Raw genomic sequence first — 16,010 nt, forward strand, 5'->3', positions numbered from 1 at the left:
AAAAGTAAGAATCCGCAGAAAACTGGGATTTGCCGAGGAAATTACTTACCGTTCCTCCCAGCATAGTCTCCAAATCCGAAGGCTTGGTTGTCACGCTGCTGGATCCGACCTTAACCCCATCCACATAAATAGAGGCTGTGGAATCCTTATAGGTGACTACAAGGTGTCGCCAAACATTGTTTGTCGTATACCTCGGACCGCTGACTGTCTGCTCCCCCCATCCGTTAGCTTGACGCCAAGTCTGGAATCCGAACCGGAGTTCAGCGTATAGAACATGTAATGCGTATTGTTGTTCCCAAGATCAAAGACCCGCTGCCATGCAGATGAGCTATTCGTGTTTCTAACCCACAAGGCAATGGACATTTCATTGACGCCTTGTAAAATACCGTTAGGCATTTTTACGTAATTGGCCGTTGTCGAAGATCCAGATCCGCCATTAAAATTTGCCGCATAACCCCCCTGCATTTTGTTGGCAGACGACCATCTGTTGCTGTCAGAGGCGCTCGCATTCATGGTTCCGTTATTTCCATTACCGGAAGAGTCGGCAACCGTAGTACCCGTTCCCTCTTCGAATTTGTACCAAACCTTCAAGTTCTTTGATGTGTCTTGCAGAACTGTAACGGTTGCAACCGCCTTGATCGACGTTCCGGTTACTGCACCCTCGACCTGGAATTTCCCGGCAGCTGCATGGCTAGAGGGATTGATAGCCGACCAGACTACAGCCTCCTGAGAGGTTAAAGCATCGTCGTGTTCAGCCGTCACTGTACTTGGCAGTACCGGAGCCGTTCCAGCAACCGTGGAGGCAATAACCTGCCTTATGGAAGTGATGGAGCTGCTTTCTGCGGCGCTTGAAAGGGTCGGAAACCCGACAAACAGGCTGAATAACATCGTGATAAGAGTCACCTGAGCTACAAGCTTTCTTATCCGTACATGCATAGGCATAAATTGATCACATTCCTTTCTTGTGCAGCATGCACAATGTTGACTCAAGATTTTTAGTGTAACTACAATTGAGTCATTTTTCCCGCAATTTGAACGCGATAGTGTTCAAATTTAACCTGTCCGCTCTAATTTGGAAACTTACAGGGTAACGCCTTACTCTTTCATACCTATTTCATAGCTCTTCTTTCTGCTTCCCCTCCTCTGCAATGCCAATTACTCAACCAACCTTCACAAAAAAGCGGCACACTGATAACTTTCCCATCGAAATCATCGTAGGGTGCAATCGCTTTCAGTGTGCCTGCATGGAAATTTTATCCTTCTATACCTTCAATCACAATAGAATAATTTTATCTAAAACTAGAATTATTTTGGATGAACAGCATGATGCTTATTCGCCAAATATCAATCTCGCAAGCGCCGCCAAGTCTTCAATATCGATCTTGCCGTCATCGTTGACGTCGGCCGATTTGAATTGAATCCAATTTGGATCCGCTGAAGTGAAGCCGTAATGCGCTGCGGCAATAGCGAGGTCGCCGATTCGAACGGTGTTATCTCCGTTGACATCTCCAGGCAGCTTCGTGATAACCGACGACTCGAAGGTTTGTACCTCGCTGTTCAACTGCGTTAAAGCTTGATCAACCTGAGTTTGTGTCGCTGCAGCATCATTGAGCACATTGCTCGCGTTTTGAATAGCGGTTAGGAGTGCGGCTTTCGCCCCGGCAGGATATTGTCCCGGATGTGTTCCCTCGACTGCAGCATCATAGCGTGCCTGTGCCTGTGCGATCGCTGCGCTCAAGGCGTCCTTCGTAACGGCTGACGTGATTTGGAATTGGTACGGAGTTGGATTCATGATCGTTGTTTCTGTGCCGCTGCCATCCGCGTCAATCATGCTCGTTACCTGGATGGAGCTGCTCACTGTTTCACTAACCGGTTTAGCCTTAAACTGAAGCTTCACCAGATTTGCTGTGCTTCCCGCTTCTTGACCGGGCTTCAGGTCCGCAAGGATCAAGCGCACTTTGCCTGCTGTTACGGCTTTATCCACAATGGCTAATCCGTCCTTCAAGGACTCCGCTTCCACAAACTCGACCTGTTCAGGATCGTACTCGAACGTGATGTCCTGGGCGTACACATTCGTTGTGACCGTATTCGTGCCCAGCGTCACATCAAATAATTGATTGGAGGCGACGCTCCTTGCCCCCGTAAGGGTTGCGGGGCTCTCCTCGCCTTTAACCAAATGAACCGTATACTGCTTCGAGGTGGTATGGTCCTCCGCTTTGGCCGTCAGGACCAGCTCTGTCGTATCCCCAGTTAGCGGTACGGTACGTTCCAGCTTGTCATTGATCAAGATGCTGCCGTCATATACAAGTCCGTATTCATCCGTCGGAGCGGCAGTCATGGAGACAGATGTCGCCGAGCTCGGCACGGTTAGCGTGTATTCCGTAACTTCAGGGTCAAACGGCTGAGATAAGGTGCCTTTGTCAAACGATAAGCTCTTCAAGTTCGCATTGGTTTTGTAATCGGTAATCACCCGGAATATATCGAACAATCCACCAACAAAACCGCCTGTGCTTGCAAACTTGACCGTCACATAATGAACCGTTCTTTGTACTTGATTGCCGTGCTCATCTGTTTCGGTTATCGTTTTCGTTCTGCTGTTATCTACAAGCTCCTGCGTAATTTTCCGTGTTTGGTTGTAGAAATCTCCAGGATTTTTGTTCTCGATGGCTTCACTAACAAGCTTCGTATCATCCACGTAAATATCAAATTTGCGGCCCGCGTCCCCGCTGTAGTAGGTGGAGAACAGATAGTTAGCCACTCCAGGCGTGACTTCCATATCATAGCTGAACCATCCGTTCGCTCTCGCATCCCGGTAAGACTTCCCGTTATAGGTTCCGACTGTCGAGTTGGAAGTCTGACGATTAGCCGCCAGTTCATACTGGTCGTTAGCAACAATGACGAAGCTAACGGTGGAAGACTCCGCACGCCCTGCTTCCTTCGCCTTCCGAATGGCCTCTTGGAAGAATTCCGAATCGGCGGTTACGAGGTTGAAGTAAATGCCGTACCGGTCTTCATATCTCTCAAAATGCGGCGTAAAGGTCAAGACCCCGCCGTCGGCATCGGTTCCTTTTAACGTAAACTCGAGCTTGCCGGGGGTTTTCACCAGATTCTGTGCAATATTGGACTTCCAAGTCTCTGTATCCCCGTTAACGACGGTAATAAAATCTCTTGCGGACGTGTCTTTGTTCGGTTTCAGTACGTTGACGCCATGAGGGCTCGTTGTCATGTTATTTGTTCCGAGTCCCGCACTTAGCACCACAGGACCGTACTTAAAGGCTACGGTGTCAGGTCCGTCAGGAAGCGTATAGAGGACGACTTCCATTGGGAAGTCCAATGTGATGGTCGTTCCGTCTGTCCAGTCTTGGGCAAGGACGATGTATCCGCCTTCGACGGTATAATTTTGAACCGGAGCTCCGTTCACCGATAGCTGAGGGTTCGTTTTTGCCCAGTCCGGTATTCTGAACTTAAGCGCTGTGTCTGTCTGCCCGGTTGTATGAACCGTAAAGGTCACCTTGCCAGACGATGAGTCACCCGATCCCGTATTCGGCAGCTCGGACTTTTGTGTGAGGGTCAGATTCTTATCCGGCAGCGTCAAAACAGATGACAAGTACATATTGACGTACACGCTATCTTTGTCAGTGAAGTAGACGCTGTCATTCAGCTTAGAGAAATTCTCCATACCGGTTCCCGTACAGCACCAGAAATGGAAAAACTCACTGCTGAATACTTTAAAATAGCCTGTATCCATCGGCTGGAAGTACGTCGTCATCCCGGTTTCCGGATTTTGAGAAGAAATGATCGAATTCGTATACGTATTCTCATAGAAATCCGCGTATTTTCTATCCTTGGTGATTTTGTACAACTCTCTAGTCAGCTTCAGCATATTGTAGACGTTACAGGTTTCATCATTCACATTCGTACGCTCAGCGTCGAGAACATCGGCAGGTCCGAAATGCTCGTTATCGCTGTTGCCGCCCGTAACATAAGAATGATGCTGAACCACCATATCCCAAAAATTCTTCGCTACTTGCAGATAGTACTCTTCGCTTTCCGATTGATCTAACACTTCATAACGTTTTAATGCTCCGATTACCTTCGGAATCGTCGTATTGGCATGCTTGCCGTTCAGAACATCGACATTATTATAGAAAGAATTGAACAAAGCCAGCTCATCGAATTTTTCGGCTGCCAGTTTAAAGTGATTGTTCCCGGAAAGATGATACAGGTCATACAAAGCGTCATTCATCCCGCCGTATTCCACGCTGAGAACCTTCGCTTTCATGGCGTCATCCCACTTAGATGTGCGATTGTAAATGTATTCCCCTAACCCTTCTGCCACCTGCAAAGCCTTCGGATTATCACCATACTCGGCTGCGCTGACCAAACCGGCCAAAATCTTATGTAGCGTATACCATGGAACCCAAACCGCCTGACCGTTCTCCACTCTGTCCAAGAAGGAAGTCGGGAATGCGGATACATAGCCGTTGCCGTTGGCCTCTTGACAAGCCGCCAATTCATCGATGATATAGTCCAGGCGCTCTTTTAAACGAGCCTTATCATCCCCCGACGCATTTACATACGCCATCGAAATCGCAGACAAGTAGTGGCCTAACGTATGGCCGCGGATCTCCGTATTTTCCCAACCGTCATACACCTGAGCTTTCGCTTCGAGACCGCTGGTTGTGCGGAAGGCGCTGAGCAGACGATCCGGCTCTAAGGACATTAAATAATCCACTTCTTTGCTAAAAGCATTCGTGTAATAGCTGTCGGTTAATACGACGTTCGACATCGGTACATCCTGCAAGGAATTGGTGCTATTTTTTGCCGGCACAGTCACTGTAAACTCCCGTGTAACCTGCTTAGCTCCGAAGGTAACGGTCGCCGTTAAGGTTACGGTAGCATCACTTTCACCATCAGAGGGTCTGGTAACGTTGCCCATCAAATCAATGACATTCTCATTGCTGGAAGTCCACGATATGGTAGAATCCGACTTCCCCTTCAAAGGCAGGGATATGTCCCCAATCGTTTGCTCGGGCAATGTGATGGCATCCGCATCCGACCTAGCGATCTGCTCATAATCAAAGACCGTTCCCGATTGCTGCTCATAGAGGGCTATAATGTCCTCATATCTGGCGGCTGTGCTGAACATTTCATAATCATCGAGTGCATACTTCGCGTAAGCGCCATTGTAATTTGGGCCGTTGTAGCCGATCGACTTCTGTGTGGTTTCGTCCGATGTGATGATGCCGTCCGCTCCATCTGCTCCGTAGTTGTAATCAACGTTCGTGCTTTGCTTAATCCCGTTGCGGTACATATTCACCGACTTCGTCTTGCTGTCATAGGTAATGGCGACATGTGTCCAGACCCCAACCGGGAAAAAGTCCGCTCTCGATCCGCTGATACTAACCTTGTAAGGTTGCTTATTGGCATCCGCGGATCCGAGCGAAATCGCCAGCGGCTTGCTGTCGTTCTCCGAAGATAGATACCAGCCATCCGTGTACCAAGCGGTTTTGTTCCACATGATCATCTGCTCGCCAGTCATCGTTGCATTAGGCTTGATCCAAAAAGAGAGCGTTAGATCCGATGGCTGAAGCGTGCCGCTTTTCCCCATATCCACATAAGTGCTGCCATCTAGCTTGAGCGCTTTACTTCCTTGCAGACCGTCGACGTAAGAAAAGTTACTGCCCTTAATGGTTCCATTATTCCCTTTGCCTGAGCTGTCGGTTACATTACCTTCAAATTCCATGGATAAAACCTTCGAAGCATTTAAAGCTGCCAGCGGGTCAGTCTCAGCTGCAAATACAGCCTGCCCGGAGAGTAATTCACCGGATATCATAACTGTTGATAAGGCCCAGAGAGCCAGCTTGCGTTGATTGAGCTTGAGTCGTTTTTTCATAAAAGGACATCCTCCTGAAACGATGATATGGTTGGAAAGAGGGCATAGTAGCCCTCTTTTAATTCAGTTACATTTCGTATCAATTCTCGCGTACGAATCCCTATTCCAATATCTTTCTAGCCATAGCCGCCAGATCTTCAATATCAATCTTACCGTCTTGATTTAGATCGCCCTTCTGGTACTCGGACCAGTTCGGATCGTCTAGTGTTTTGCCGTATGCCGCTGCGACGATAGCCAAGTCGCCTACAGAATAGCGGCCGTCACCGTTCGTATCTCCCGGCTGTGTATGATGGACGGAATCGATGAAGGTTTGCAGGGCAGCCGTCAGATCAGTAACCGCTTGTTCCACCTGCTGCTGGGTAGCTTCAGGATTCTCCGCGACAGCCTTTGCACGATCAATTGCAACTTGCAATGCTGCTTTAGAGCCTGCCGGATATTGACCTGCTTCAGTGCCCTCAATAGCCGCATCATGCTTCACCTGGGCTTCTGCAAGCAATGCGCTAAGCCTGCTCTTATCCAAAGCATGTATTTGAACAACGTGTGATTGTCCGCTCAACTCCGTCTCGGCTCCAAGTCCGTCCGCGATCACAACTTGGGACAGGCTGATCGTAGCTGCTGCATCCGATGCGAGCTCCTTCGCTTTCCAGTTAAGCCGAATGGCATCACCGTTCACCGTGCGATCTTCTCCGATTAGCGCAGCAATGATCCGTACTTGACCTTGGCTTGTGGCCTGTTCGGACACAGCTGCGATTTTGACATGATCCCGCAAGGATTCAGCTCCTATGAACTCTACTTGCTCCGCATTGTAGGACACGGTCACATCTTCTGCGTAAACATCACCATCCACATTACTTAGTCCATAGGTAAGCTCGAACGGTTGCCCGCCATTCACTGAATCAGTACCATGCAGCCCTGCATGCGAAGCAACGCCTTCACCGGAATCCGTAACTGTAATGGTTGCGGTAACCGTCTGATTTGCCGGTAAAATTTCCCGCTCCGGCACCATATCCAGTACTGGTGTGCCATCTGCTGCCCAATGCACCCTTCTGGCATTCATATTCCGCTTGCCTCCTGATGCTGGAATCGTGTGGTAGATGTTAACGGTATTGCCATCCTCGTCAACCGTGTAGGAGTTGTGGCCAGGACCATACTCCCCAGGCACCGATTCAGAATTAAGCAGCGGGTAAGGAAGCTTCGTCCATGAAGCTGGGTTCAGCAGATCACTATCCTTATTCGCCGATAAAAGACCGATGGAATACGTTGTATTCACGCCAGATGCTGAAAACGTAACAAATACCTGATTCCCATGCTGCAGCACGAACGGTCCTTCATCCACTTCTGTGGTCCATCTTTCCCAACCATATTCAGGTCTTGAGATTCGAACCGGATCTGTGGTCAGCTTCCATGGCTGCTGCTCACTTGTCTTCGCAATGTAAAGGTCGGAGCTGCCGTTCGGACTGCCGATGAGTCTCTGTGCCCAAATCAAGTAAGACTCTCCGTTTTGCTCAAAATAAGTCATATCCAGTGTGATTCCGCCCGTGTAGAGGTAGCTGCCGTCTTTATTCAGCACACGTACCGGAGTTTCCCAATCCGATGGGGACATGGGATTGCCGCCTGTTTTTAATTTCATGACACGAGATTGAACCGTATTCCAAGCAGCAGGACTGCCCGCTGCGAAGAAAATATACAGATCTTGACCAACAATATGCAGCTCAGGCGCCCAAATACTGCCTGACATATCGCCGGAGGCATTAGCTGACCAGATCGTCGTTGAGGCTGCATCCTTCAGACCAAGAATTGTGTCGGCTTCTCTCATATTCAAATTCATCTGTCCATTCTCATTCGTTGCAATAAAATAATACTTGCCGTTATACAGCAGGACGTTCGGGTCTGCGTACTGCGGAATCATGTCCTTGGGGTATGCCGTCTGTTTGACGGTACCGCCTACGGTGTATACGCCTGGCTGGCTGAAGTCAATTTGATTGAATTGATCTTGATTCCAATTCACCGCCTTTTCAGCCGTTGACCCGTCGTTGTAGGAAGCGGTCACTTTCTTGGAGCTAAGTTCATCAAACGTCAAACCGTTGTCTGATTGAACTTCAATATCCAGGCCGGATACCGCTGTATTCATAACCTTTGCAAGCTTATTTGTGATGACCTTGGCTTCCGCTTTCGTAACCGGAAGGCTGTCAACCGGAAGCGCACTTGCAATGCTTGCTGATGCTTGCTTTACAGCGATTTTGGAGCCTGATGCTGGTTGACTGACCGTTACGAAATCCTTCGTCGTGTTAAAGTAGCTGATTCCATCGGCGTCTTTCCATTCAATCCGATACTCCAGAGCAGATGCATCAAATTCACAAACAGGTGCGGTAACCGTCTTGTCGGTTTGCAAAGAAACAAGTCCCGCTTCCGTGAAAGTAACAAGGTCCGGAGAAGTAAACAGCAGCACCGAGGACTTCTCGGCATCGGTCTGACTGCCAGCTGTATTGTAGCGCGACCCAACCACACCGAAGGTTCCATCCTTCATTCTGAATACATAAGGATGAACAAGCTTCTTCGTCACGCCAACGATGCCGTCGGCATAATCTGCTTTGGCGAAAAGTACTCCCGTATTATTATTTAATGCGGTATAGTCCGAGCCGTCCGCACTGTATCCCAGATGCAGAGCATCCGTCACAACCGAGCTGCCCGAACGGGTATAGCTAAGAATGAAAGACGGTGAGCTTTCCATGACTTGTACATGAAAATCTTTCGTAACCTGCTTCCCGGCAAAGGTTACTGCTGCAGTCAGGTCCACCTCTGCCATGCCTGCAGCTGGCGGATTCATGCTTCCGTCATTACCGATGATGGAGGAGTCACTGCTGCTCCAGGTGATGGAGGCCCCTTCAATGGATGAAGGCAGTTGATCAGCTTGCGTAAGCACATATGGGATGTACAGTTTATCAGCGATTATTTGTGTGACATGCTCGGCAGATACCAGAACGACCGTAAAGTCTTTGGTAACCTGACTGCCGTCCAGAGAAATGACAGCCGTTAATGTTACGGTCTGCTCAACATTACTTAAAGTAACAACACCTGTATTTGAAACAGCTTCCTCATTGCTTGAAGACCAAGTGATGGATGTACCGTTTGATCCGGTCGAAGGCAGCGTCAGATTACTTGTTACCGATGAAGTATCTCCTAAGCTCAACGATTTCTCGGCAAGCTGCAGCGACATCATCTTATGAGCATCTTTGTAGATGGCTGCTACGCCATTGTCATCCATAGCCTCCCCATAAATACGCAGATCCTGGAAAGATCCTGCAAAGGTATAGTCATTCAAGTAGTTGGACCGCCCTATGTAGGCATTAAGTCCAGTTCCAAAATCGCTTGTCGTTCTCGTCTTGCTGACCGTTCCGATCTTCGTCCCGTTCATATACCCGGTTATCGAAGTCGGAGAAATCACCGTCGTATAATGAGCCCACACTCCTCGATTCACTGTTGTATCCGTCGCAGTAACACCCACCTCCATTCCCCAAGGCGCACTGCTGCTCACGGAATTCGTGAAAACAGACTTGAATTTGCCGCTTGGGTTCGTCGGATTAAAGAGCCAATAATTTTCGGGGACCTTACTGGCATTTGCTTTTGTTCCGAAAAACAACGCTGAATAGTTACCGCTCGGCGTATTGCTTTTGATCCATGACGATATCGTTACACTGTTCTGGTTGTCAAATAGACCATCCGGCAATTTCACATAATTCGTGCTGCTGTTTGTTCCTCCAGGTAGCGTTAAGCCATCGCTGAATGTTACATTCCCGACCGCTTCGCCATCCTTGCCGTTTCCTGATGTATCCTTCAAGTCCTCCAGCAGTGGATAGTGTGCCAAAAGGTTTGCCGATTCCGCTGTGGTGGCCAAGCTGGCTGCAGCCAATGCCGAACCTGATCTTACTTCTGCCGCCTTAACTGCTGAGATTCCGCCAGGGGAATATCCAAGCAGCATGATTCCTGCTAGAACTAATGCAGAAAACCGTTTCATATGTCACGATCCTTCCCCTTACTATTCACTTCGAGTGAAAGAATTCATGATGATATCGAATCTCCCCTCCCCAAATAAAGCGTTTACAATTTGATACATTTAGTATCAACTCCACTTTACTTTTCTTGCCCGCCAATCTCAATAGAATAACTTACGCTCAACCTTGAATTATTTACGATACAAGGATAAACCCTTTTCGACGTCCTATTCAAAGGACTTGCATGGTTGTCAAGGTTGAGCCGAGCAGGAGTAATCCCCTATTCTTGCTTAAGAATTGAAAAGAGAGGAGAAACTCTTCGTTTCTCCCTCACTAATCAAGGCTGAAGCTTAATTTTGTAGGATCAATCTTGCTACTGCGGCAATGTCAGCAATGTCAATGACGCCATCATTGTTCATATCCGCATTCTTGTAAATTTCAGTCCAGTTCTCGTCATTGGATGTTTTGCCGTAGTAGGATGCTACAAGCGCCAGATCCCCGATGGAGAACTTGCTATCGCTGTTCAGATCTCCAGGTGTCTGTTGAATGACTGTAACCTGTATGTTGAAATCTGTTCCTTCTACACCTGTTTCCGCACCACTGCCATCGGCAACTGTAACGTTCGTCAGCGAAAGCGTGCTTGTGTAAGCAGATTGAGCAGTCTTACTTTTCCAACTTAGCTTAAACAGATCACCATTATTCTCGCTTTGGGAGCCTATTCTCGCTGCAATGATTCTAATTTTCCCGCTTACATCCGAGGAAGTCGCAAGTAGGGTCCAATCATCGCTTAGCTCACTGGCTGATACAAACTCAAGCTGCTGCGGGTCGTAAGAGATCGTCACATCTTGAGCATATACGTTACTGCTTACCGTGTTAAATCCATACGTCACATCAAAGGACTGACCGTTCATGACGCTGGAAGGTCCATGCAATTCAGCTTTGAGCGCTGCAGGAGCAACGATCACCGTTCTAGTCACTTCCGCAGCGGTGTTACCTGCCGCATCACCTACGTTATAGTGGTACGTGTACGTACCAGCTACTGATGTATCCATCGCCTCGACGGCATTACCGTCACGCGTAATGGAAGTTACGATGCTGCTAGTGATATCACCGTCTTGGTTATCCGCCGCCGTTGCGCCAGCATCGGTATATTCAGCTCCATTCTCCAGATGGACAATCGCATCTCCCACAAGCGTAATGACAGGCTGAACCGTATCCGGCTCCTGCGAATTTTGAAGACCGTCTACCGCGTTTTGCAAAGCAGCCAATGCTTCACCTACTGTCTCCTGCGCTGCACTCTCATCGTTAAGTACGCTCAGCGCGTTAGCCAGAGCATCTTGGAATGTGGTCCATTTTGTATCATCATAGCCGTCATTTTCCTTGCCTTTGTAAGCATCGTACAAAGCTTGTAGTTCGGTTTTGTCGACAACAGTCTCGCCCTGCTTCACCTGTGCTACGCCAACGAAGGAAAGCATCGGCGACTGATTGGATTGCGCAGCCACCAGCTTGAGTGTCAGCTTGCCAGGATCCGCCATCGTAAATGTATAGCTCTTCACAGCATCATATGAGCTGCTATCCAGCGTAATGGTGTCGACCTGATCGCTTTGATTGTCATGCTCTAAAACAACTTGCTCCGTGCGGGAGTTACTAGACCACCAGCTGTAGCTGCCAAGTGTCAATGTAAAGTCGCCGGCAGGCAGGTTATCAAACGTGTAGGTTACAGCCGCTCCATTTTGATTAGCCGTATAAATACCTGTTGTGCTTTGCTTGCTGTAAGGACCGCTTACGATGCCCTTGTAGCTGACGGATGGCGTGCCGTTAGCATCATAGCCTCCATGACCCCAACCATTCGCAGCGTTATAAATCTGGTCAGGAGCGTTATTAAGAAGTGATTCGCCCGATGCGGTCACAAGCGCCTCAATAGCCGTGTATGCCGGTGAAGCATAGCCGAGAGTGTTCGAGGTAGAATGCCCTGAAGTGAGGCCACTCGCAGTTGCGTTCAAGTCCACGAAGTACTTCATGTTCTCAGGCACGACTTCCACATAACAAACGGTTTTCAGATTCCCGTATGTTCCGGTCACCGCTACTGTCTGGTATGGAGTATCGAAGCTTACTTTGTCAAGCTCCCATTTCACGGATACAAGCTTGGTTGAACCATCCGCAAGCGTCGCTGACACCTGCTGCGGAAGATTCGGAGCCGTACCGACGTAGGTCGCCGCATAACTAGGAGAAGCAAGTTCCCTTACATCATCCGAAAAGAGCAGGTTCTGAGCGTAGGTAAGACGTGCAGCCAGCTGGTTGGCACCTTCTTGATCTAATCGGTAGGATGCAGGATCCGTTGTTGCATTCTGCGCCATACCTCTTACAGCTTCAAACAGATTCCAATCGCTTTCGTTAAATTCATCTTGACGAGTAATGCTTTGTGCTGCTGTTACTGCATCCCCAAGAGCAGCAGTATCGGGAGCTCCTTTCACTTCACCGGAAACAACCCCGACAGAATCTACATTCAATGTTCCGCTTATCACTTTCAACTGAACTGTATGCTCACCATACGAAAGACCGCGAAGTGTGTACGTTTGGTAAAACTCCTTGGATGCCATTGTAGGAGCGGACTTCGTGACGACCTGACCATCCACCGTCACTTCAAGCTTCGCAGAACCGTCATTAGCTCCAAGAATATCCAAGCCGGTACCAGTAAAGGTGTAAGTCAGTGCAGCTCCTGCTCCTTGGCTGGTGGAAATGGATCGCTGATAGACGTACATCCCTTGACCGTTTTGATGGCTCCACGCTCCGCTGTACATCAGCTTAGCTGCAGGAGCAGCCGCCAAATCGTTCATTTCCAGATCATCCAGGTGCTCGGAATAATAAGGAGCATACCCATCAACAGTTTCAACCTTCAGATTATCAAAACGTACGTTATAATAGCCGCTAGCCAAATCTACGCGTCCGGTTAATTTAGGACTTGGATCTGTGTACGAAGCAAGCTTCACTCCGTCCAGATAGGCGGTTACTTCGTCACCTGCTACTTGTACGGCAATGTTATGCCATGCGTCATAGGCGCTGTTAAATCCATTCAAGGTCACGCCGCCGGAGCCAGTTACGACATTGCCGTTAGCTACGGAGCTGTTGTTCACAAGCAGCTGCCAACCGCCGTCAAACCAGAACTTCAACACATAAGGCGTACCGCTGATCGTGTGGGAGCTGCCGCCTCCTTGATATCTTGCACCGATTGCAGCGTAATTGGCGCCACCTTGAGTACTGTTGTTCTCAAAGGATACGTCTGCGCTCGCCTTGTAGTTCATCCAACGGTAATCTCCAATGGCTGTCACAGGATCGCCGTTATTCCACGTACCGCCAAGTCCCATAATGCTTTTGTCAACTTGTTGACGCAGAACATAGTTATTGGATCCGTCCGGAAGATAGGCCTCGAAAGCACCATTGCGATCGTGCGTATAGCGAGGAATCGCGCTTTTGCACCGCCTCGGGAGTCGATGTAGCTTTGCTCCCCCGTCACTTGGCCGCCTTCGCCGATGACTGCAGCGGTTTTGTGGGAATAATCAAAATCATCTGCATAGAGGAATTTATCCTCCGTATTTTGCACCGCACCTGTTGCGTCTGTGTCGAGAATCGTACGCTCACCTTCTACAGGCAGCGGAGTGTTGTAGGACGCTTTCTCATGATTTTGCAGGGTAGTTACGGTAACAATCGAGTAAGGTTTTACATGAACTGTGTATACACCGCCTCCATCTGCGGCAGCATTACCCAGGTATTTCATATAGTTGCTGTTGAATGCTTTGCCCTGATCTGCGGCTCGAGTTTCCCACATTTCTAGAGAAGGGTTGCCCGAGTAGCTCATATTTGCTGCTTGAAGCTTATACGTTTTTGCATACTCACTGTCATTGATGATAACAGTTGAGAAATTGCTCTTATCAGGAGCAGCTAGTGTCATATAGTTCGGTGCACCGTTGCGTCCGTTCACTGGATTCGTACCGCTTGCCCCTGTAGAACTCGCTTGAGGAACCGCTCTCCAGATTCCAGCTGTGTTGTCCTCATTCTCCCAGCCTGCCTTCGCAAACCAGTTGAAATGCTCCAGAATGACAAGGCCTGCGTCGTAGTGCATCCAACCTGACCATGGATCGCGAGCGCTGACCAGTTCCTTAAAGGAATACTGTCCGCCTTCGTAGAAGGAACCGATAGCCGGTTGATACATAAAGTGCGTCCGGCGCGAATTGACAAATCCTTTGATAATGGTATTGCCCATTTCAAGCGGACCGCCTGTTCCGCCGATTCCTGTGCCGGCCACAGTTGGATCCTTCATATTGTTATTTGGACGGAAGGAAGAGTTACTGAAGGTTGCCTGCGCTTCACTGTTCCAAATTTCTTTATCAAAATCCTCAGCAAGCTTCTTGAAGTTGCCCCCGCTGTCATCGTCCGTGTTATAGTGGTAACCCGCAACCGCTACGGCATCGCGCAGGGAAATATCGTTAACCATGCTGCCGCCAAAGGAGCCGATTCCTGATTCATCCGAAATGACAATCTTAATCTGATTGTAGAGTGCCTTTTCGGTATCGTCGTTAAAGCCCGTGTTGTCGGTCTTGACTTCCTCCGCATACTGTTTAGTCCATGTCAAATTGGGAGAGCTTTCATTAATGCCTGGGTTGACGTAATCGACCATATACCCGTACTGGCGGTATGCGGCCAGAATGGTTTTTTTGTACCAGGTGTAAATCTTGTCATTGCTATCTGCCCAGCCCGGCGCGTTCCAGCGCAGAATACTTACCTTAAGATTCGGATTTACCTTCTTTGCGTCGGCAGCTAGCTGGAAACCGGGATGACGGGCAACGTTAGCCTCTTCATCAGCTGTACGCATTGTAGCTGGATCAGGACCGGTGGAGTTGTTGCGGTCATTCCCCATTTCGATTTTCACATGTGTCATAATCGGATGTTCGCCGCCGAACAGAATCTGCAGCATTTGGGCATACGCTTCAGGATGCTCGGATTTGTAATCCATCAGCAGTGCGCTGGTGCTGTTGCCGCTAAGCACGCCAAAACCTTTGAATGTGAGACCGTTGACGTTATCGGCTTTGATATTGTTGCCGTCAAGAGAAACTCTGACCGTAGAGGAAGCAGCTGCTCTTGCGTCATCAATCGTTTTTTTAATGCCGCCCTTGGCAATGGCGTACCAGCTTAGGATCGGTTTCTCGCCGGATACGTAAGCGTAAGTTAAGGTCATAGGACTACTTGTGTCTATGTCTGAGGGGATGGTAAATTCACTGGAGTTTAGCTGAGATGTGCTTGTGTTGAATGAATCTAGCGAAATCGTCTTCTTGGCACCAGTCGTATCCTGATACTCGATTCTAGGCCCTATTTGACGGCTGCGATTGCCGTACCAGTCATAGAAACCGCTGCTCAGCGTATACGTGCCCGCTTCAAGCGCTTTCAGTTGATACACGATGTCGTTGGTGGCGGATCGAAGTCCGACAACCCAGATCGACGGATCGGTCGCTGGATTAGTAAGCCCTCCGTTTTGGGAGTTTTTCACCTTTTGGACGGAATCATCAAAGCCCCATGTAGTCGTCCCACTGACATACTTCTGATCGGGCGCTTGATTAAGCAAACTCGGACCATCTAACGCTTTGACCGCTTCATATAACGGTGAGGCTGATGATGGATTGCCGTAGGAATCACCGGCCCTGCCGCTGTCCACAAAGTAAACTAAGGGATTGCTTGCAGGAGGAATGACTTCTACGTTGGCCATGACGGTTTGGCCGCCTGCCGTGCCCGTGACTGTTACCGTGTCATATGGAACTGCAAAAGCGTCATCACTGATTTGCCACGTAACCGGTGTGCTCTGACCGCTGATTTCAATGCTGTCCGGAAGTGTAGTTCCCTCAGCTGAATTCGCCCCCATGTAAGCGGAAGCGTAAAGGGGATCGAGCTCGGCTGCTGATACAGTGGCCATACCGAATGCCGGAACCAATTCCAGCACGAGCATGGCGGACATTGCGATCGAACACATCTTATTTCTGACGTTTAGTTTGATGCCCATTCATATCCTCCTTAGACTCCATGTTATCTTGCCGTTCCATGATAAAAACCTGCAGCTTCAGGCATTGCAGCGA

At 49.0% G+C, this 16,010-nt stretch carries 5 protein-coding genes and 1 pseudogene; all 6 read right to left on the reverse strand.

The features are described 5' to 3' along the window. Positions 1–4: 4 nt before the first annotated feature. Positions 5–226: pseudogene (locus L0M14_RS16415) on the reverse strand (LamG-like jellyroll fold domain-containing protein); the annotation flags it as partial. Continuing rightward, a complete protein-coding gene (locus L0M14_RS16420) occupies positions 157–942 on the reverse strand; it encodes an Ig-like domain-containing protein (RefSeq protein WP_311198719.1) in 786 nt (261 codons plus the stop codon). The pseudogene L0M14_RS16415 and the gene L0M14_RS16420, both read right to left, overlap by 70 nt. 388 nt (positions 943–1,330) lie before the next feature. Next, positions 1,331–5,896 carry a beta-L-arabinofuranosidase domain-containing protein gene (locus tag L0M14_RS16425; protein WP_235117759.1) on the reverse strand — a complete coding sequence of 1,522 codons (4,566 nt, stop codon included), beginning with the start codon at positions 5,894–5,896 and terminating at the stop codon, positions 1,331–1,333. A 100-nt stretch (positions 5,897–5,996) separates the two neighbouring features. Further along, positions 5,997–9,911: a family 43 glycosylhydrolase gene (locus L0M14_RS16430; protein WP_235117760.1), complete on the reverse strand. Its 3,915-nt coding sequence runs from the start codon at positions 9,909–9,911 to the stop codon at positions 5,997–5,999. A 327-nt stretch (positions 9,912–10,238) separates the two neighbouring features. Continuing rightward, positions 10,239–13,280 (reverse strand): immunoglobulin-like domain-containing protein, encoded by a 3,042-nt coding sequence (locus L0M14_RS16435; RefSeq protein WP_350340514.1) that lies wholly within the window; start codon positions 13,278–13,280, stop codon positions 10,239–10,241. Further along, positions 13,214–15,937: a glycoside hydrolase family 30 protein gene (locus tag L0M14_RS16440; RefSeq protein ID WP_235117762.1), complete on the reverse strand. Its 2,724-nt coding sequence runs from the start codon at positions 15,935–15,937 to the stop codon at positions 13,214–13,216. Before L0M14_RS16440 ends, L0M14_RS16435 begins: the two co-directional genes overlap by 67 nt. Positions 15,938–16,010 lie beyond the last annotated feature (73 nt).

This window comes from Paenibacillus hexagrammi, assembly GCF_021513275.1.
Lineage (GTDB): Bacteria > Bacillota > Bacilli > Paenibacillales > NBRC-103111 > Paenibacillus_E > Paenibacillus_E hexagrammi.